Source organism: Terrabacter aeriphilus (assembly GCF_039542985.1).
In the GTDB taxonomy this organism is placed as follows: Bacteria; Actinomycetota; Actinomycetes; order Actinomycetales; family Dermatophilaceae; genus Terrabacter; species Terrabacter aeriphilus.
The window spans coordinates 1-18683 of sequence record NZ_BAABIW010000039.1; the positions used below are offsets into that span (position 1 = coordinate 1).

Here is an 18683-nt window from a genome sequence, read left to right on the forward strand (position 1 = left end):
AGCGAAGCGTCGAGCCTCTGGGACACCACCGACGCCGAGCTTGGCTACGCCTCACGGCTGATGACGCAGTGTTCGCTTCCGTACAAGGACCCCGGCGAGCTCGCAGCCTGGGGCCGGCGCAACGGCAACATGGCTCTCGTCGTCACGCCGGGCATGAACATCACCGCCACCGGCGAGCCCGTCAGCATCGGCTACCCCTACGGCGTCGTGCCCCGGTTGGTGCTCACCTGGTTGACCACCGAGGCCGTGCGCAAGAAGTCTCCTGACATCGTGCTCGGCGACTCGCTCGCTGACTTCATGCGCCAGCTGGGCATGGCGAGCGACGGCCGCTCGAGCCGGCGACTCAAGGACCAGATGTTGCGTCTGTTCCGCTCTCAGATCGTCGTCACCTACGACGACGCCGAGCGCAGCGCCGGCACCCGCATGGGCGTGGCCGAGCAGTGGAACCTCTGGTGGTCACCACGAGACAACCCCCGCCAACAGAGCCTCCTGCCGTCCCAGGTTCGTCTCTCGTCCGAGTTCTTCCGTGAAGCGACCGAGCGCCCCATCCCGGTGTCGATCGACGCCCTGCGGGCGCTCAGCGGCTCGCCAATGCGCCTCGACATCTACACCTGGCTCACCTACCGGATGAGTCGAGTGCATCGCCGCTCGCAGATCCCGTGGTCGGGTTTGCTGCTGCAGTTCGGCAGTCAGGCCACGACGAAGCAGGCCCGCCACAAGTTCCGCAACGACTTCACGAGCCACCTCGGCCGGGTCATGGCTGTGTACCCCGACGCCAACGTGACAGTGACGCCCGAGGGTCTGATTTTGATGCCGAGCCGCACTCACGTTGCTTCCAGGAGACTTCGAGCGCTCCCCAAGGCCCCTTAGCGGCCACTCGGTTCTGTCAGAGCCTTCCTAGCGGCTCCGATGAGGCTGCGATCGAAGCTCCATGACCTTGGCGGCGGCTCCACCTCATCAAGTTTGGATGGATCACTGCCCAAGGTTTCTACCTGTCTCGTAGAGACAGGGTTTAGGCGGTCACCGGTGTCCGCACGGTGCGAAGTGGGCTTTTGCCTCGTTGGCCGTGGCGGCACGACGAAGCAGTAGCGATTCGTCATCTGCTGAGAGAAGCGGCCGTCGTAGTGGCGGACGACCTCGCCCCGTTGCGTCTCGATCAGGCCCGCCACCTCCAGTTCACGGCGGTAGCGGCGCACAGTGCGGCCGCTGCACCCGATCTCCTCGCCCTGCTTGTCCTGCCACCCCCATACCGGCTTCGCCGTGGCGCTCGATCGCCGAGACAGGAGCAACGCCCACGCCCGGCACCCCCGGCTGACTTTGGACCCCGCTACCTGGTCTAGCCAACGGCCTCGTCTGGTCTTGTCGCCACCACTTCGGCGGTGTGCCCGAGTGGGCCGTGCTGGCTGGCGTTGATCGTGTTCCATTGCTCTCCAAGTGATTTGGAGTCGATGAGCACACAAATCCGTGCACAGCTTCGCTAGCCCGGCTACGCTGTTGCTGTTCTTAGGGGCATCAGCGAGCCGGTACTCATCGGCTCAAGTTGTCATTGAAAGACCGGGTATCCGCCCGGTCTTTCTGCTTTCTGGGCGGCGCTACGAGGCCGCCTGTAGATCCTCCTGATGCTTGCGTGCAATCCGCACGACCTCCCGCAGGAACTCGCTACGACTCTTGTAGCCAAGTTCCGCTGAGGTTTCGTCGAACCACCCAATCTCTGGGTCGGGCAGACGTCCACTCAGAACCGTGGCGGCACCGCTATTGGGGTCGATCTTGCGCATGACCGTCTACGATCGCGGACTTCTCCCCCAAGAGGGTGGATGGGCCAGTGCCGCAGGCACACGAACAGCGACGCCAACGGCGTCACTAGACAGAGCAGCCAGCCACGTACGGCGGGGCGTTGTCTCTGAAGTGCGTCATAGTGACCCACGTGGCAACGACAACGTGTGGCTGGTGCGGCCGGGACGTCCATATGACGCAGCTGATGAAGCATCCTGACGTGAAGCGCTCCTTCCAGAGCTACGTCACTGATGCCGCCTACAAGTGCGACAACCCCAAGTGCGGCCGCTACAGCGTCGTGTCTTGGTACACCGACTACGACCCCAGCGACCACTACCGATCGGGCGAGCCTGAGGAGTACGACCGCACGGTGATCTGGTCGCCGCCGCCTATCAAGCGGCCCGAGTACCCCGATGTTCCTGACCACATCGCCAAGGCTGCGTCAGAGGCTTGGGTGTGCTTCGCCCACAGCTCGTACATCGCTGCGTGCGCAGTCGCTCGCTCGGTCATCGAGGCAGCCGCCAAGAGCTTTGGCATCACGGTCCGAGGCATTGAGGCCAAGATCGTCGCTCTCAACGAGAAGAACCTGATCTGGGGCGACTTGGTGGCGTCGGCGCACTTAGTACGCCAGTTCGGCAACGACGCCGCCCATGGCGACATCGTCGAGCCTGTCACTGTTGGCGAAGCCGAGGACGTGCTCGACATCATGGATGCGTTGCTGCACCAGTTGTTCAGCACGCCGGCGAGAGCCCTACGCCTAGAGGCCTCTCGTCAACAGCGCCGGGACCAGACCGGCTGAGCAAGAGGCTTACGGCAGCAGGGCGGGTCGGGTGTCGAGCAGAGCCGGCACCCGGCTCAGGTCCCGAAGCCACGCTTCGGCCTCAGGGTCGATGTAGCCGGCAACAGTCAGGAGCTGGTCGTGGTCGTCAGCCAGAGGCTCGGCGTAGACGGGCTCGTGATGTGCCATGCGGTTGCGAAGCTTGTTGAGCCGCTGCACTGGGTCATAGACGTCGCTTCGCCGCTGAGGACTGAGGTAGGGGAAGGCGTGCCTTAGCGACTGCGCCCACAGAGTCGTCTGGTGCCGGGGGCCGAGAAGGAACCGCCAGAAGCCAAACATGAGCTCGGCCACCATTAACCCTGGCGTCTCGGTCTTGCCAGCGTTAAGGATCTGGCTACGGGCCTTGGCCACGTCGTCGTGACGGTGGGGGTCGTTGAGCGTTACTCGATCGTCGTACCACTCCCCCGGGCGGCCGCTGGCGACCTGGCGGGCGACCATCTGCTCGTTGAGAGCATTCCTCAAGATCACCTCAAACTGGCCGATGACCAACCCGAAGGCGCTGGCCACCTCGGCGTTCCAGACGTAGAGCGCAGCGGCATCGCTGTCTCCCCCTGGCACGGCACGGCGGTAGCGCCCGAAGCGTTCGGCGCTGATGCGTCGCTCCAGCAGTTGGCCCAGGTCGTAGGGGTCACTGGCAGGAGTGGTCATGATGCCGTAGCCTATGACTTGTACACCCCGGAACGATCCCTGGTCCTAGACCACATCGCCGGGGTTTCGCCTTTCCCCGGAACGTCTAGTCGCCTTGGATCCACGCTTCGTGATCGACTGTGCCAGTGCCCGAGCTCTCAGAACCCGATGAACGGGCTATACGCCAGTACGTCGAGGGTCAGTCACCGAAAGACAATCCGGTCGAGCTGGTGCAGCACGTCGGATCTCGACGAGTCATGGGCCGCAATCATGAGCTCTATGACGTTCACTGCAAGAAGACCCGGTGGTGGGTGATCACAGAGCCCACCAACCTCTATCAGCAGAGCGATTTTCCTGAGGTAGAGCAGGCGTTCATCTTCCACTTGGGCCTCGGCGTCTTCATGGCCGAACGCAGCCGCAGCGAGCTAGAAGACCCAGAAACAGAGCAACACATCACTAGGTCTTGGCGGCGCTTCAAACAGGCAGTCGACGCCATGAACGGAGCGGAAGAGTCCGAGGACTTCCAAGCAGTCGGCATCAAGTGCCGAGATGCTCTCATCGCCCTGGCGAAGGACCACGCTACCGCCGCTTGGGTGGGACCTCTGGAGAGCCCGCCCAAGGCTGCCGACTTCAAGGGTTGGGGCAACATCTTCGTAGAGAGGCTGACTGAGAGCGGCCGTCTTCGACGCTACGTCAAGGAACTGGTCGACAAGACTTGGGACCTCACCGTATGGCTGCAGCATGAGGCGAATGCCACGCCCATGGACGCTGACATTGTGCTTGAGGCGACTGGGCTGCTGCTCGGGCTATTCGCCAAACTGATCCGGCGGCGAGAGCACGGAGACCCCGATCGATGTCCCCGATGTGAGTCCTACCGAGTTCGTCACGACCTGGACCCGGACAGATCTGAGGACGGCTTCTGGGTTGGGTCGGTGTGCGCTTCCTGCGGCTGGAGTGAACAGAGCTTCACTACCTGGCAGGAGCACTTCGACAGCATGGACATCGACCGGGTCAAGGAATATCTGGATCGACCAGGCATCGTGTCTGACCGCTTGCACTCGGCTGCCGAGGGCGACTGAGGCCCAACGCCTGGCGGCGTTGGGCCTCAGTGGCTGGCGGTGCCCTCCCAGTAGGTAGTCAAACCGGGACGCTTCTGGACTTTAAGGACTACCCGTTAGTCGTTCCTGCGAGCTAAGGCCTAGCTGAGAACTGCGCCCCGGTAGGTTTCCCGCCATGGATAAGCCTGTGGCCCTGACCTCTATGACGGACGTTTTGCCTGAGGCCTTCCAGGCTCTAAAAGAAGCCTTTCACATAGATGACCGCCTCTGGATAGACCTATCCGTTGTCGACGCCACGCCCCTAGAGCAGTTGAGTGCACCGCACGAAGTTGCCGCTATCGCAATGCGCAAAATTCAACTGCTAAACGCCATCTCTCCCACGGGAGTTCCAACCACGAACGACATAGTTATTGGACTGTGCCTTGAGTTGGTGCGAGCCATCAGTCAGCTCCTGAGGGGCGAAAGCGGAGCGGAAATGGGGTCAATAAGCCGCAGCGTATTGCTCCAAACGCTGACCCAGGTCCACAGTTGCGGAGTAGTGATTGGGACCATGTTCCCCGGTGGAGAAATTGTCTTCCTTTTGTGAAGCGCCAATTTCACCAGTGAAATCACTCAGCGGCCGCCAGTAGTTGCTAATAGCCGCTAACTTCGAACGGTACGTTGGAGAGCATGCAAGTGGGTCAGCCTCACGATCCAACGCTATTCCGACGAGGTTGTTTGGTGGCGGGGCACTGCCGCTGTCACCATCGTGAAGCTCGTCAGCGAAGTCGTTCTGGAGGAGCGCCAGCAGCTGCCAGGCGGCGCCAAAGGCTGCGAATGCTGCGAGCGTCTCAGGAGCGTCAGGGGCGCCGCCGGCAAGCAGCGCCGCCTCGACGGCGTCGGCCTGAACCAGCATTGCTTGGTTGACCTGAGCGCAGACCACCATGGAATCGACCGTCGTGCTGATCGCCTCAGCCATGGCTTGGTCTGCGTTCACTTCAGAACCCCTCGCTCAGCGGCCGGAGCCGGCGACTGCGTCGTCGTGAGTGTTTCGGGTGGAGGAACTCTCCTCCTGCTCGTCGGAACTTGCAACGTCGTCCGTCTGCTTGAGGAACTGGGCCACCTGGCGCTGAAGCGAGCGCTCACGACGCTCAGCAGCCTCATGAAGGTCCGAAGCGAACTTCTCAGGCCCGACCTTCTCGATGTACTGACGGGCGAACTTGTCAGCAGCCTCAGCGACGAGCTTCGACACGCTTAGGCCCCGGTGCTGAGCCACGGCCTCGAGCAGGGCTCGAGACTCGGCGTTCTTGGGCCGGAACGTGACGGGCGACGCCACTTGGACAGTCATCGGCTGGTCCTCTCTCATCCACGCAGTGTACTGCCGCACGACTCGTACACAACCCCTAAATATTCACGCCTCGCACCTCTTGAGGATGTATACATCCTCAAGATACAGTTCAGTTGGCTACTGAACCCGCCGGAGGATGAGCCACCCCCCGAGAGGACCAACCAGGATGAAGACCTTGCGCAGCGGCTTCGTGACCGCAGTGACCGTGGCCGCGTTGGCCGCCAGTCTCACCAGCGGGCAGGCGGCTTCCGCCGCCTCCCCCGCCTCTTCGCTCAACCAGCAGGCGCAGTCGGCGGCTCAGCTCGCCAACAAGGCCAACTTCGCCAAGATCGAGGTCGGGCGGCTTCGGCCCACGACGTCGTCCGGCGTCGTCCCGATCACGCCTACCCTCGCCGTGAAGGTGGGCAACCCGACGCCGGCGCTGACCGACGGCCACGTGACCATCAGCACCTCCACCAACGGCACCACGGTGGTCGCTCAGGTTGGCGGCTTCGGGGTCGTCACCAAGAAGCACGCCAACGTCGAGTTCAGGTACTCCACGATCATGCCGTCCGGCGCCAGCTTGGTGCCGGCGGCCGACGGCGGCCTCGACGAGAAGAACTCGACCGGCAAGGTGGTGGGCCACATCGATGCCGCCTACGCCGTCGACAGTTCGGGGGCGGCAATCCCGGCCTCCTACGGCTACGACAAGGCCGCCAAGGAGCTGGTCGTCAAGGCTGACACCACCAACGCCAAGGGAGCGGTCTTCATCGACCCGTCGTGGCGGTGCTACGCCACGGCCGGAGCCTACGGAGCGGTGTGGGTGCTGGCTGCGGCTGCATGGCTGTTCACCGATGGCAGCGTCGTGTTCGTGATGTGGGCGCTCCGGGCCTGGTTCGGACTGTCCTTCGGCGCTGCTGACGCCATCGCCAGGGCCTGCACGCTCCACTAGGAGGGCTCTCGACCACTGTGCCCCGTGCCCGCCACCTTGGCGCACGGGGCACAGTCATGTTGTCGGTCGAGAGGCCGCCCGAAGCCGCCTGCAACACCCGCAGATAAAACGGGTTATCTGCGGGTGTTGTCACACCCTCAGACCAGACTGGTCGCCATGACAGGCCTCGTCGTCTCTGACCCTTCGCCCGCCTCTCCGAGCTCCGCCGTAGCGCCGTGGTCGGGCGGGGCCAGTGCCGCGGCGATCGACGTCGCCGGCGCCGTGGCCCGACTCCCCCTCGACGACAGTCGTGACCCGTTCGAGCGAATGGCGGCCGCTTTCCTGGCTGGCTACCCGCCGAACTCAGCTCGGGCCTACCGCTCGGACCTGCTTGCCTGGGCGCAGTGGTGCGCCGATGCCGGCGTGCATCCCTTCGACGCCCGCCGCCATCACGTCGACGCTTGGGTGCGTGCGCTCTCGTCGAGCGATAACCCTAAGACCCTCAGCCCGGCAACGATCCGCCGGCGCATGTCTGCGGTGTCGAAGTTCTACCGCTACGGCGACGAGGTGGAAGTCCTGACCTACAACCCGTTTGAAGGCGCTCGTCGGCCCAAAGCGAGCACAGAAACGGCCTCGATCGGCCTGTCGCCTGCTGAGCTCACTGCGCTCATCGTCGCTGCCGAGGCGCATTCCCCCCGCTGGGCGGCTCTCGTGACGTTGCTCGCCCACAACGGCCTGCGCATCGACGAAGCCCTGGCCACCAACGTCACCGACTACACCTACCAAGCCGGCCACCGAGTGCTGCGCATCACCCGCAAGGGCGGGAAGCGTTCGATTCAGCCCCTGGCTGCTCCGGCTGTGAGAGCTATCGACGCATACCTCGGCCTCGACGAGCACCCCGCCGATGGCCCGTTGTTCCTCGATCGGACCTTCACCAACCGACTCCCCTACCGGACGGCTCTCGACCAGATCCAGCGGCTAGCCAAGGTGGCAAAGATCCCGGCCGCCGACCAGCTCACGCCGCACTCGTTGCGCCACACCTTCGTCACCGAAGCGTTGGCGGCCGGCGTGCCTCTCCAAGACGTGCAGGACGCCGCTGGTCACCAAGACCCGGCCACGACCAGGCGTTACGACCGCAGTCGACTCAGCCACGACCGCCACCCGACCTATGCCGTGGTGGCGCATCTGCAACGCACCGGCGACGCTACAGGCGGCCCAATCAGCGATCGGGACTGCTGACGGTCGCCGACCGGTCCCAGTTGGCCTTGATCAGAGGATTGGGAAACAACCTACAAACCGCCTCTGCCGGCTTCCCACCGGAAGTAAGCCCACTCCAGGGCGAGGGTAGATCCCATGGCGTCTGCCCACAGGAGAGCGTCACGTTGTCGGTTTCTCCACAGTAAAGATTGCTTGAACGCCACTGCTGGCGGACGGAACCGCTCGCCCAAGGCTGCTCGTCGGTCCTCGAGCGCCTGCTCGAAATGCTTCCTGAAGTAGGGAGTAAGACGTTCCTCGATCTGCGGATGCGGCGCCCCATGCTCGAACGTCACGCCCAGGACCTTGCGTTCTGTCCGAAAGGACAGCCGTCTTCCAGTGATCGGGTCGACCTGCTCTGAATCCCCTACGGCAGGGAAATTGACCCACTCCAGCTCCGATGCGCGCAGGCGTTCCTCGTCCGTGGCTGGCACCCGCAGGTATCGGACCGATGAGGGTACCCAGCGAGGCACTACCCAGCGCTTCCGTTCCAACGAACGCATAGCCCTACGGATGGCGGACGTCGAAGGAACATCGAAGCCATAGACATCACCCCGCATCATCACTGACGTGACCATGGAGCGCTGTGTACCTCTCCGAAGAGAACGTCGAGCCAACTGGTCGAGGATCGACGACTCCAGTTCACCCAGCCCTCTCGACACAACACGAACTTTAAGTGTTGCGGGAAGTAGCGGGGGCTGTCGGGCCGCCCCGAGATCCTTGTACGAAGCGAATGGCCCCACCTGCTGGAACAGGAGGGGCCACGTAAGTCGCTTCTGGCCAGTTGCTCAACCGAACAGACATCAGACTCGCTTAGGAGTGTAGACATGCCACACCGCCGCCGGAAGATGCACGCCGTACAAGACGTCGCAGGCCACGCCACCATCATCGCCCGCTTGGCACAGACGTTCTTCTATCTGATCCGCATCTTTCACGAGCTGTAGCAGCCCATGGCGGGTTGTCGCCGAGCGAGAACCCCACCCCTGCTGACTGAGCGCCGACCGGGCTGGGTCGGGTCAAAGGCGGCGATGCCGCAGGCACCCTTGGGGCGGACCGCTCGGCGTCTCCCCACTCTCGACTAGGGGTCATCGCCGGCCATGGGCTCGGGGTCATCGACCGAAGCGACACTCAGCACCTCGCCATCGGCGGGTTGACGTCGCCGGCGGCCCGGAACCGATGTGTTTGCGACCTCGTACTCGTTGACGGCGGACGGCGCAATCCGCCAGTCCCGCCCGATCTTGACGGCCACGAGGTGACCATCGTTGATGAGTTTGTAGACAACCCGCTTGTCGACGGCCCAGCGGTCGGCTACCTGGTCGATGGTCAGGTGCGGCCGATCGTCGTTCGGGTCGAAGCCGACAGCCATTCCAAGGCTCCCTTCGTAGCGCCTCCCCCAAGCATGAGGGACAGCGCTGTAGCAGCCAGAGGGCAGCGTTCCGACCTTCTGCCGTTCTGGCGTCACAACTCCAGAACTCCACAACGCCACAACATCGAAACGCCACAGCGTTGTGGCGTTGTGGCGGCCAGCCTCCACAACGTCGGAACGTTCAGGCGCTAGAACCTAGGCATGAGCACAAAAATCGCAGTGGTCCACTCCCGCAAAGGCGGCGTCGGCAAGACGACTTTGGCCATGGAGTTGGCCTGGTTGCTCGATGCGCCGCTGGTAGATCTCGACTGGGAAGGCGGTGGGGCGACCCGCAGCTGGGGTTTCCGGCCTGAGGATCACCTGCGCCGACCGCTACTGGACGCCTTGGAGAAGGGCACGACCCCTCAGCCTCGGGCCGGTCGAAGGACCAAGCGCCCTGACTTGGTTCCGTCGCACCCGGACTTTGAGTTCGAGCAGCCAGACCACGAGACGATGGCGACAGCGTTGCGGCAATGGGCGGGGGAGTGGGGCAGCGATTGGGTGGTCGTAGACACGCACCCAGGTTCGACGCCAGCCACGAACGGAGCGCTTGAGGTGGCCACCGCCGTGGTGGTTCCTGTACCGCTCGGGGTCAAGGACCTGCACGGCACCGAACTGACCGTGAAGGAACTGACTGGTTACCCGCTGATCCTCGTGCCCAACAAGATCCCGCCCGTTCCCTCAGCGGCGATGCTCGAACTGCTCAAACAGGCCATCAGCGACAGCGGCGCTCTTGTGGCTCCGCCGGTTCCTGCGGCGCAAGCCGTCGCCACTCGTCGGCGACGCACGGCGATGTGCTCGGAAGACCCGCCACCCAAGGCGCTGGCGAAGGTCGTTGCGAGCATCGGTCGAGTGAGCGACTACATCAAGGAGGCTACGAAGTGACCACCGTCGACCTGGGAGAACTCGGCCAGCAGGCCGAGGCCAGAAGGCGCCCGAAGCCACCTCAGGCGACAGTGCCCGGCGGGCGCAAGGGTGTTCCGGTGAGCCAGGTGGGCAGCAGTCACCTACGAAAGCCAGACCTACCTACGCCAGAAGCTCCCTCAGAGGTGCCCTCGTCGACAGCTGAGCCCATCGCAACCAAGGGGCTGCGAGTAACGGCGGCCGCACCTACGAAGCCGTCACAGACACCAGCGACAGCCGCTCCGCTGATCCGCTCAACCGTCCACCTGAACCCCGCAGAGGATCGGTACCTCGAACGCATCTCGTTCGCTGGCAAGTCCGCATCGCCAAAGGTGGATATCAGCCGAAGCGCAGTGGTCCGTTTGGCGATCACCAAACTCGAAGAAGCCATGTCCGACGATGAGATCGTGGCGGCCCTTGGGGCTGCAGTCGAGGTGGGCAACGTAGGTGGCCGGCCTCGGCGGTAGGCAACTAGACGAAACGGCCTAGCCCGTCCTACAGCGGCGGCTCGTCGGTCTGGCCAAGCACCCATGCCAACGTGGCTTCGACGCCGCTGACGTAGGCCCGCACCAGGGGAGCGGGAGTCGGTCGCTCGCCGTGCAGCATGGCAACGGCGGCGGCCAACTGGCCGTGGACACCCGACTCATCAGCTGTGGCGCTGCCGTCGACGTCGACGGGGCCAACTCGACGCTGGCCCGTGATCCACTCAAGCGCTGCGGCGCAGCCCCGGTAGAAGTCCGCCGACTGTGGGGCATACGAGAGTTCGTCGTTGACGTCAGCAAGCGTGGCGTCGAGCTCAGCGACTGGTCGGATCGTCATAGCGAGATACCTAGGCCTCTCTCGATCATCGGCTGCTCAACACTGACACGTCGTTGCTTGTCTTCGTAGGAACGCAATTGAGCCGGAGAAAATTCTTCGGGCTCCTGCGCCGGCGACTTCTTCCCGTCAGGGTTGCGCCGTTCGAGTTCTGCGGCTGCCTCTCGGGCCGTTGTGCGCACGACCGAAGTGTCCTGATACCAGTCGAGTCGAGCTCTGTGCATCTCAGCCAACGTCTCGACGTAGCGCTCGGCTTCTTCGGTCTTTGCTCGGTGCTGTTCAAGGCGTTCGAGGCTGCGTTTCGGCCCGCCAGCGCTCACTGCTTCGAGGCGAGCAAGCTTCGATCGAAGCGCTTGCGCCTCACGGCGAGCGTCAGCGAGTTCGTGCCGCACATACGCCGGCGCCTTCGCTGCTGCCTCTGTCCAACGCTCGACGGCACGCTCGAGCTCACGATCACGCCACTTCGACACGTCTCGCACGTCGACTTCGAGGCCAAGCGCTCGGTTCGCCATCTGCCAGTCGACGAATCGTTCGGGGGAGCGGAGCGCAGACGGCCGAGGTCCAACCGGGTCGTCGACGTTCACATGGGTCGTCGTGACGTACTGCTCTCGATACGCCGCCACCTTGGCGGCCTTCGACTCCCACTCTTCACGTGCGCTGGTGCCCTTGGCGGGCACCCGGCCGAGGTGACGAGTGGCCCACTCGGGCGCCTCGGTCGCCGTGCGGCGTCCAAGTTCTTCGACACGAGCGTCCATGGCCACGGCGAGTTGGCGAGCGTAGGCGTCGAGCGTGTGGGTCTGAAGCGTCTCCCTGCCCAGCGATTCGGGCACCGGAGAACGCTCCAGATAGCTCTGTGCGGGCTCAAGAGCGGTTTCAGGCGTCGCTGTAGCCGAATCCCGCCTGCGAGGCTCCCAGGCCATCGAGTGGCCTCCTGAGAGCCGCCAAGCGAGCAGAGCAGCGGGATCCCGGGCCGTCATGACCTCCCGGCCCGCAATGGTCGAGCGCAGTGCGTCGATCGGGTCGATGCCCTGGCGCTTCGTCGCTGCGATCTGGCCCCAGAACGCCGGCGCTGCTGAGTCGGCGTCGATGCGGGCCATCAGCTCGGGGCCAAGTGCCTCGGCAATGGCTTGGCGCTCGTCGTGTTCGACCTGACGGGCAACCGACGCCGACCACGCTGCACCGAGACGAGCAAGCGACTGCGATGCGTCGAGCTGTGCTCGCTTTTCCGCCGTGGCGCTGCGCATGGACGAGTCGTGCGCCATCACCTCGGCCAGCACCGCTTCGGCGTCTTTCGGCTCCATTGGAGCCGTACCGTGGGCCTCTTCGGGGCTGACGTCGACGATGGCAACGTTGGTCTGTCGGCCACGGGTCATGCCGACATAGAGCGCTGCGGCGTCAGTCGCTGGCGTAACGACGGCATACGACCGATCGACGGTGCGGCCCTGAGCGCCGTGCGCAGTGACGGCGTAGGCAAGTTCTACGTACTCGCCCACGTAGTCCGGGTTGAGTCGCACGAGGCGTCCGTTGTCGACTCGTCGAGTGAGAAGGCCACCAGTCGGCTGCACCTCGACCACCTTCAGCCGGTCGCGGTTCGACACCGCAGCGCCCATGATGTCGGTCAGGCGGTAGTTGTTGGCTCGTGCTTGGATCACGTCACCCACGGACGCCAAGCCACCGTTGGCGAGCGTCACCGACGCCCCACCCTTCACCTCGCCAACCTCGACGAGTTCACGGCGGATCTTCATGCTCGCAGCCGACGCCTCTTCGCTCGTGGCCACGACGATGAGGGCGTCTCTGCCCTCTAAGTGATCGGTCACCCACAGATCACAGGCCCGCTCGAGCGCTTCGCCGCTCGCCTCTTCGACGATGCGACCGTTGCGGTCGTAGTCGACGAGAACCGACGTGTCGCCTTCACGCAGTCGCAGCGACGCAGCGCCTTCCCAGTCGTTTGCAAAGCGCCGCACGTCGCCGAGCTCGCTGACAACACCGGCGTCACGCAACGCCTGGTCGTTCGCAGCGAGTTCGAAAAAGCCACCAGCGCCGACGCTCGTCAGCTGGCGGTGATCGCCAGTGAGCACGACCTTGGCGCCGTAGCGCTCAGCGACCTTCGCCACCCGCACCAACGTCTCGGTCTCGGCCATGGAGGCCTCGTCGACGATCACGAGCGATCCTGGCTCGAGCGCCATGGCAGCGTCTTGGCCACGGCCACGGCCCACCGCAATCCGCTCTTGGGCTGCGAGCCAGCGGTCACAGTTCCACGCTGCCGACAGGCCCTCGTTGCGCAACACCGACGCTGCGGCGTTGCTCTTCGCCAGGCCAATGACAGCGCCTCGATGCTCGGCTTGCCACGCTTCTGCCGTGGCGGCAAGCGTGTAGGACTTGCCCGTTCCGGCCGGGCCAACCAGCACCTCAATCGAGCGCCCCGACGACAACACCGACGCCATGGCCTCGGCCTGGTCGCCGCTGAGGCCTGCGGCCGCTGCACGTTCCGCGGCGTCGCCGGGTGCAATCGCCGGCGCATCGACTCGCTCGGTGCGACCCAGTAGGTAAGCCTCATTGGCCAACGTCTCGACGGAGGCATACACGTCGTCGTCGGGCGGGCTGAAAACAGATCGGCCATCGTCACGCAGCAACTCAGCTGGCACGTTGCGATCGAGCACGCCTATCGGCGTCAATCGCTCAACACCAAGACGACGCACGCCCTCGTCGACGAGGTTCATCGCCAGCTCTTGGTAGGCCTCATACGTCATGTGCTCGGGCAGGTTCGCCGGCATTGCTCGATCAATCTCGCCGAGCAAGTGCCAGCGAGTGAACTTGGTACGAGTCGCCGTCAGCTTGTCGAGCGCTTCGGTCACCACGGCGTCGTGGTCGATGAAATCGCCGTCGTAGCCCGGTGCCTGGCGCTCTTTCGCCCATGCTCGAGCGTCTGCTTGCAGCGCTTCGTAGGTGTCACTGAACGCCTTGCCCGTCTCGTCATCCCAACGCTCGACCGTCTCAACACGAGAGGCCATAACGTCGGGCTTCGATGCTCGGGTCCGCTTTTGGATGTTGGCGTGCTGGCGGTCCCGCTCCTTTGGCGTCGGCACTCGACCATTCGCCCGCTCGAAGTGGTCGGCCCACTCATCTAGGCGCTCTTCGATGGCCGTTGCACGCTTCGAGAACTTCTTGACCAGCGCCTCGTCGACGGCGGCCAGGTAGCGACTGCCGTCGGCCTTCTTCGTCCAGCGCCAACCCAACTGCGAGCTGATGTGGATCTCACTCGCCCTGCTCGCCAGCGCCGTCGTTGCTGACATCGAGTTGTAGAGCATCGTGCCGTCGAGCGCTCGAAACTTCGTGTCCTCGGCGCTTTGCGAGCGGTTGAGGATCAGCACGTGAGCGTGGTCGTGCATGTCGCCGTCACGAGAGGTGTGGTGGCGATAGCTCGCCGCAGCCACGCCCGCCGTTCTGATGTAGCGCCCGCTCGAGCGACCCTCGACAGACTTGCCATGGTCGCCCGCTCGCACGTAGAGCGTCTTGTCGGCAAATCCCACGATGGCTTCTGAGGCCTTGCGCAGTGCGTCTTCGAACACCTCACCCGCTCGTCCATCGCCCGAAGCGTCGGCGACGGCGTGAGCGATTGAGACGGTTTTGTCTTGCGTATAGAGCGTGTCGTAGAAAGTCACCGACTCACGGCGCTGACGGTCGGCCGACGTCTGGATCGCCTTCAACTCTTCGGGCGTCACGACCTGTTGCAACTCGGCCAGCACCGTCTCAGGCGTGGCCTTACCTCGCTCCATGGCGACTCGCACCGAGTCGGGCAACACCACGCCCGCACGAGCAGCCGCACGGCCCAAGCGCTCGGCGGGGCCGGCGTAGTTGGCCAGGCGCTGACCGAGGGCTTCGCCCGTCGTTGGGTGGCGCAGTTCCTCCCACACGGCCTTGGCCGTTTCGTCGTCGAGCTCAGCGTCAACGCTAAGGCCAAGGGCCTCAAGACCGAGGCCCAGAACCTCGGCCGGGGGCTCGCCGGCGGCGACAGCCTTGGAGTAGTAACCCCGCGACTTAGCCGCCTCGATGCCTTCCAGAGCGTGGCTCTGGTAGTAGCTAACGCCACTCCCGGTGGCCACGGAGGTGGCGCCCATGGCCTGATCCTAACCACCAAGGGTGGGGAAGCGGAACCCATCAAATGTAAACATGCATGAGTCCCATCAGGTGTGAAGGCTCTTGATACTGGCTCTGGACGCTCGTCGAGCAAGAACGTGTGGGCGTTTCGGCACCACTGTGGGTGAGCGGGTGCCACGATCGTCGTCGTCGGGGGAACGACGGTGACAGGGGACCGCTGTGGGCGTCTTCGATAAGGCCAAAGACTGGCTGGCGGAGGGCTTCGGTGCTGGAGGCACGTCATCGAGCGGCCCTCGTGGTGGCCAGAGACCCGCACCTGACGGGCCGATTGGACCACTCTCGTACGTTGGCAACCCCGACCCATGGGCTCAACTGCACCGGGATCTAACCGGCTCTGATGGCCGCCGTCTCTTCTACGGGGTCTATGGCCCGGAGTTCCTCTTCACCCCGCCTGACAGCCATGTGCTGATTCTCGGGCCGACCCGCCAGGGCAAGACCGCCGGCGTTTTAATCCCGATGGTGCTCTGCGCCATGGGCCCTGTCGTCAGCACCTCGACTCGCAAAGACGTGCTCCGAGCAGCTGCAGCATCTCGGTCTCGCAAGGGCCGGATCTGGCACATGAACCTCGACACCGGCGTTGCTGAGCCGGGCACCATGCAGCTGCGCTACTCACCGATCACGACCGACTTCACCAAGGCCAACAACGTGGCCGAGGCCATGTGTTACGCCGCCGAGGTCAACGCAACCGAGCGGGGCGGCAGTGCCAATAGCGGCTACTTCGCCGAGCAGGTCACCCGCCTCGTTGGTCCCACGCTCCTGGCGGCGGGCCTCGAAGCCAAGCCCATGGAGTGGGTGGTGAGCATCGTGTTGGCCCAGGACTCCGACACCTACGGACCTGTCGTCGACATCTTGGCCAAGCACGAGGGCCGCCCTGGCGTCATCAACGCCAAGCGGGAGCTCGAAGGCATCTTGGCCATGGCTACATCCCATGGCTCGGCCAACGACATCTTCGCCACGGCGGCGAGGGCCTTCCGGGTCTACAACCGCCCCGAGGTGCTGGCCCTCACCGAGAACCCCAACTTCGACCCTGCCGATTTCGTCGCTGGTGACCCACGGAGCATCAACCCAGCCATGTTCACCGAGCTCGACGCACAACTGTCGGGTGCTCGCCTCGAGAGCATCCAGAGCCGGCTGCCAGTCGGCTACTACGACACGATCTTCATCACCGCTAGCCGGCGTACTCAAAAGGCCGTTGCACCGGTGATCGTGGGACTGCTGCAGACGCTCTATGACGCATCGTCGGAACTGCGTGAGCAAGATGAGCTCGACAACTACTTCCGTCGGCCGCCCATGACCTGGGCGCTCGATGAGGTGGCGAGCATGTCGCCGTGGAAGGACTTCCCGGTGGTGTTGTCAACGGCCGCCGGAGACGGGGTGCTGATCGGCGCTGTCTTCCATGACCTCTCACAAGTGAGGGACAAGTGGAGCGACAACACCCCCGGCGTGCTGCGCACCAACATGCAGACCACGGTGCTGTTCCCGGGCATCAACGATCCTCAGACCCTCAGGGACCTCCAAGAGACGATCGGCTACCACTGGGTGTCGGTCACCAGTCACGGCTACCAAGAGTCAAGCGGCATCAGCGGTGGGCCGCTTACCGGCTCAGGCCAGCGCAGTGCTGGCACCACCCAGCAGACCAACCAGCAGTGGCTACCAATCGTCGACGCCGGCACCATCCAGCGAGGCCACCCGCAAGACTCGGTCGCTGTGTTGATGGTCGGCGCTCACCTTGGCGGCGACGGAGTGCTCTGGGCACACACCAGCCCGTATTACCGGGCGATGCCATGGCCTGAACTTCTGCTTGGGTCGCTGCGCTACTTGCACCAAAACACGGCGACCGATGACCCCCGGCGGTTGTTGCCGACCCCAGTGCTCGATCGAGACAACGGCGCCGCACTGTGGCCCTACCGCCAACCAGACCAGGTGAAGTACCTGCTCGACACCTTGGCTTGGGCCAAAGCTCAACGGCCGCAAACAGCGCTAGACGACGAGCTCGAGGAGGACGCATGAGCATCCCTCCACCGCCGCCCCCCTACACAACTGGAGACGCCGGCGGCGATGATGGCGTCGGCTTCTACGATCGTCCGGGCTATCTCGGAGAGGTCAAGCTGGCCTCGTGGCCACGACGCACACTGGCTACTGCGATCGACTTCCTCGTGACGATCTACCTGCCAACGCTCGTCCACAACCAGAACCTCGCCCTGGTCATCACTGCGGTCTTGGTGCTGATCAACTCGGTGTTCTTGCAGGCCCGGACCTATCAAAGCCTCGGCAAGGTCATCATGGGCGTCTCGCTTGGCCGGCCGCTCTACTACGAGGGCCGCCCGAACGAGATGGCACGCCCGCTCTACCTACGGTGCTTGATCCGGGTGCTGTGGCACTTCTTCGACTTGATCTTGTTCATCGGGTTCCTCCGGCCGCTTTGGAACGCTCGACGCCAGACGTTCGCTGACTCGATCACCCACACCGTTGTAATGGTCGGCAAGCTCTCGCCGCCTGTGACCGCAAGGGGCGGAGCTGTCGACCTGGCCTGACCACCCATTGATTTGTACTGACAGTGTGGTTGATAATTCATCAAGAATGACAGACGCACTCATTTACCACACCGCCCGTCGGCACGGTCTCGACGACACTGCAGCTCGAGCCTTGGCCGCTTTGCTCATCACCGACTGGACGGGTTACAAAGAGCTTTGGCTCGAACGCATGACCGACTTCAACGGATGGTGCAAGGACGTGCCGGGTGAGATACCCCGGTACCTCGATGTTCGTCGAGTGCGGGGCCGGATGGACTGGTGGGAGAAGCGTCGGGACCCCTTCGACCCCGACACCATCAGGATCAACGGTTGGCTAGCTGCGGCCGCGGCCGGTGGTGATTTCGTCGCCCAGGAAATCGAGACTGGCGAAGTCGTGGCTCGGTACCACCAGCCGGGCACCCGGCACGGAGCGGCGCCCGAAAACTAGGTGTGACCATGACCACTGGCTACAGGTGACGGCCGGGAGGTTCGTGGCCGAGGTCGTCACGGTGGATGTCTTGGTAGGTGAGGCGCTTATAAGTCACTAGCCCGTCCCGTTCCGGGAACATCAATCGCTCGCCTAGGGCCTTCATCTCGGGGTCATCAGTCTGCTTGAGCCACTCGATCCGCTTCGAATCATCAACCGAAGGACCCGGGCGTCCAGGGGGCTTGTAGTCCCGAACGAGCTCATGGTGTTCCCGACACTGCTGCAGCCGGAACTCGTTTTTCTCCTGCTTCGAATCCTTCCATCTGATGTCGAAGTACTTGGCGTCTCGATCGCAAACATCGCACTGGGGCGGCCGATACTCGACCTTCGGGCTTCTGCCCTCTTCGGGCTCCTGAGGTGCCATGACTTGGCTCCGACCGCTGTAGGTATCGGGATGCTTCAACGGTACGACGAAGCGTCCACAGGATCGATCGCAGAGGTGTCTGTCCACACCCGACTAGCCCGACTACTAGGGGTTTGTTTTACTAGAGGGGTACTACAGGCAGCGCCCAAAACCGTGGCCTGACCTGCGGCGTTGTCGAGTGTGGTCAACTAAAAACACGTGGACGGTCAACCAGAAACACGTTGCCCTGAGCCTGACGGCGACCAGCCAC

The 18683-nt window shown here is 63.9% G+C and carries 17 protein-coding genes; 9 read left to right on the forward strand and 8 right to left on the reverse strand.

Annotated features, from left to right (window positions below; genetic code table 11):
* A partial coding sequence (locus tag ABD979_RS19980) for a replication protein RepA (RefSeq protein ID WP_345509308.1) occupies positions 1 to 870 on the forward strand: 870 nt, incomplete at its 5' end.
* A gap of 722 nt (positions 871 to 1592) precedes the next feature.
* Here ABD979_RS19980 and ABD979_RS19985 read toward each other — a convergent pair.
* A complete protein-coding gene (locus ABD979_RS19985) occupies positions 1593 to 1775 on the reverse strand; it encodes a ribbon-helix-helix domain-containing protein (protein ID WP_345509310.1) in 183 nt (60 codons plus the stop codon).
* Between the two features lie 218 nt (positions 1776 to 1993).
* Here ABD979_RS19985 and ABD979_RS19990 point away from each other — a divergent pair, with 218 nt between their 5' ends.
* Positions 1994 to 2572, forward strand: a complete 579-nt coding sequence (locus ABD979_RS19990; RefSeq protein ID WP_345509311.1) for a DUF4145 domain-containing protein — start codon at positions 1994 to 1996, stop codon at positions 2570 to 2572.
* Positions 2573 to 2581: 9 nt separating this feature from the next.
* Here ABD979_RS19990 and ABD979_RS19995 read toward each other — a convergent pair whose 3' ends face one another.
* Entirely contained in the window at positions 2582 to 3259 is a 678-nt protein-coding gene (locus ABD979_RS19995; RefSeq protein WP_345509312.1) for a hypothetical protein, read from the reverse strand.
* Between the two features lie 125 nt (positions 3260 to 3384).
* Here ABD979_RS19995 and ABD979_RS20000 point away from each other — a divergent pair, with 125 nt between their 5' ends.
* Positions 3385 to 4317: a hypothetical protein gene (locus tag ABD979_RS20000; protein ID WP_345509313.1), complete on the forward strand. Its 933-nt coding sequence runs from the start codon at positions 3385 to 3387 to the stop codon at positions 4315 to 4317.
* A gap of 460 nt (positions 4318 to 4777) precedes the next feature.
* On the opposite strand, the gene ABD979_RS20005 is transcribed toward ABD979_RS20000, so the two are convergent.
* Positions 4778 to 5254, reverse strand: coding sequence for a hypothetical protein (locus tag ABD979_RS20005; protein WP_345509314.1), 477 nt, complete (start codon positions 5252 to 5254; stop codon positions 4778 to 4780).
* A 33-nt stretch (positions 5255 to 5287) separates the two neighbouring features.
* Positions 5288 to 5641, reverse strand: coding sequence for a hypothetical protein (locus ABD979_RS20010; RefSeq protein ID WP_345509315.1), 354 nt, complete (start codon positions 5639 to 5641; stop codon positions 5288 to 5290).
* A gap of 148 nt (positions 5642 to 5789) precedes the next feature.
* Between ABD979_RS20010 and ABD979_RS20015 the strand changes: the two genes are divergently transcribed.
* Together ABD979_RS20015 and ABD979_RS20020 are read left to right on the forward strand one after the other, a co-directional pair.
* Positions 5790 to 6554 carry a hypothetical protein gene (locus ABD979_RS20015; protein ID WP_345509316.1) on the forward strand — a complete coding sequence of 255 codons (765 nt, stop codon included), beginning with the start codon at positions 5790 to 5792 and terminating at the stop codon, positions 6552 to 6554.
* 156 nt (positions 6555 to 6710) lie between these two features.
* The gene (locus tag ABD979_RS20020) at positions 6711 to 7772 is read left to right on the forward strand and encodes a tyrosine-type recombinase/integrase (RefSeq protein WP_345509317.1); all 1062 of its coding nucleotides are present in this window, start codon (positions 6711 to 6713) and stop codon (positions 7770 to 7772) included.
* A gap of 1093 nt (positions 7773 to 8865) precedes the next feature.
* Here ABD979_RS20020 and ABD979_RS20025 read toward each other — a convergent pair.
* Entirely contained in the window at positions 8866 to 9153 is a 288-nt protein-coding gene (locus ABD979_RS20025) for a helix-turn-helix domain-containing protein (protein ID WP_345509318.1), read from the reverse strand.
* Between the two features lie 201 nt (positions 9154 to 9354).
* Between ABD979_RS20025 and ABD979_RS20030 the strand changes: the two genes are divergently transcribed.
* A complete protein-coding gene (locus ABD979_RS20030) occupies positions 9355 to 10077 on the forward strand; it encodes a ParA family protein (RefSeq protein WP_345509319.1) in 723 nt (240 codons plus the stop codon).
* A gap of 513 nt (positions 10078 to 10590) precedes the next feature.
* On the opposite strand, the gene ABD979_RS20035 is transcribed toward ABD979_RS20030, so the two are convergent.
* Together ABD979_RS20035 and mobF are read right to left on the reverse strand one after the other, a co-directional pair.
* Positions 10591 to 10914, reverse strand: a complete 324-nt coding sequence (locus ABD979_RS20035; protein WP_345509321.1) for a hypothetical protein — start codon at positions 10912 to 10914, stop codon at positions 10591 to 10593.
* On the reverse strand, positions 10911 to 15029 hold the full coding sequence (gene mobF, locus ABD979_RS20040) for a MobF family relaxase (RefSeq protein ID WP_345509322.1): 4119 nt from the start codon (positions 15027 to 15029) through the stop codon (positions 10911 to 10913). Before mobF ends, ABD979_RS20035 begins: the two co-directional genes overlap by 4 nt.
* Positions 15030 to 15228: 199 nt before the next feature.
* Here mobF and ABD979_RS20045 point away from each other — a divergent pair, with 199 nt between their 5' ends.
* Genes ABD979_RS20045 through ABD979_RS20055 form a run of 3 tightly spaced genes read left to right on the forward strand, consistent with a single transcriptional unit; the run spans position 15229 to position 18030 of the window.
* On the forward strand, positions 15229 to 17079 hold the full coding sequence (locus tag ABD979_RS20045; RefSeq protein ID WP_345509323.1) for a type IV secretory system conjugative DNA transfer family protein: 1851 nt from the start codon (positions 15229 to 15231) through the stop codon (positions 17077 to 17079).
* Entirely contained in the window at positions 17076 to 17603 is a 528-nt protein-coding gene (locus ABD979_RS20050) for an RDD family protein (protein WP_345509324.1), read from the forward strand. Before ABD979_RS20045 ends, ABD979_RS20050 begins: the two co-directional genes overlap by 4 nt.
* A 46-nt stretch (positions 17604 to 17649) precedes the next feature.
* On the forward strand, positions 17650 to 18030 hold the full coding sequence (locus ABD979_RS20055; protein WP_345509325.1) for a hypothetical protein: 381 nt from the start codon (positions 17650 to 17652) through the stop codon (positions 18028 to 18030).
* 19 nt (positions 18031 to 18049) lie between these two features.
* Here the strand turns inward: ABD979_RS20055 and ABD979_RS20060 are convergent, their stop codons facing one another.
* Positions 18050 to 18433 carry a hypothetical protein gene (locus ABD979_RS20060; RefSeq protein ID WP_345509326.1) on the reverse strand — a complete coding sequence of 128 codons (384 nt, stop codon included), beginning with the start codon at positions 18431 to 18433 and terminating at the stop codon, positions 18050 to 18052.
* Positions 18434 to 18683 lie beyond the last annotated feature (250 nt).

Coding starts and splice junctions, on each gene's coding strand:
- ABD979_RS19985 (WP_345509310.1), bottom strand. CDS start 1,775: ATGCGCAAGATCGACCCCAATAGCGGTGCCGCCACGGTTCTGAGTGGA.
- ABD979_RS19995 (WP_345509312.1), bottom strand. CDS start 3,259: ATGACCACTCCTGCCAGTGACCCCTACGACCTGGGCCAACTGCTGGAG.
- ABD979_RS20005 (WP_345509314.1), bottom strand. CDS start 5,254: ATGGCTGAGGCGATCAGCACGACGGTCGATTCCATGGTGGTCTGCGCT.
- ABD979_RS20010 (WP_345509315.1), bottom strand. CDS start 5,641: ATGAGAGAGGACCAGCCGATGACTGTCCAAGTGGCGTCGCCCGTCACG.
- ABD979_RS20015 (WP_345509316.1), top strand. CDS start 5,790: ATGAAGACCTTGCGCAGCGGCTTCGTGACCGCAGTGACCGTGGCCGCG.
- ABD979_RS20020 (WP_345509317.1), top strand. CDS start 6,711: ATGACAGGCCTCGTCGTCTCTGACCCTTCGCCCGCCTCTCCGAGCTCC.
- ABD979_RS20025 (WP_345509318.1), bottom strand. CDS start 9,153: ATGGCTGTCGGCTTCGACCCGAACGACGATCGGCCGCACCTGACCATC.
- ABD979_RS20030 (WP_345509319.1), top strand. CDS start 9,355: ATGAGCACAAAAATCGCAGTGGTCCACTCCCGCAAAGGCGGCGTCGGC.
- ABD979_RS20035 (WP_345509321.1), bottom strand. CDS start 10,914: ATGACGATCCGACCAGTCGCTGAGCTCGACGCCACGCTTGCTGACGTC.
- mobF (WP_345509322.1), bottom strand. CDS start 15,029: ATGGGCGCCACCTCCGTGGCCACCGGGAGTGGCGTTAGCTACTACCAG.
- ABD979_RS20050 (WP_345509324.1), top strand. CDS start 17,076: ATGAGCATCCCTCCACCGCCGCCCCCCTACACAACTGGAGACGCCGGC.
- ABD979_RS20055 (WP_345509325.1), top strand. CDS start 17,650: ATGACAGACGCACTCATTTACCACACCGCCCGTCGGCACGGTCTCGAC.
- ABD979_RS20060 (WP_345509326.1), bottom strand. CDS start 18,433: ATGGCACCTCAGGAGCCCGAAGAGGGCAGAAGCCCGAAGGTCGAGTAT.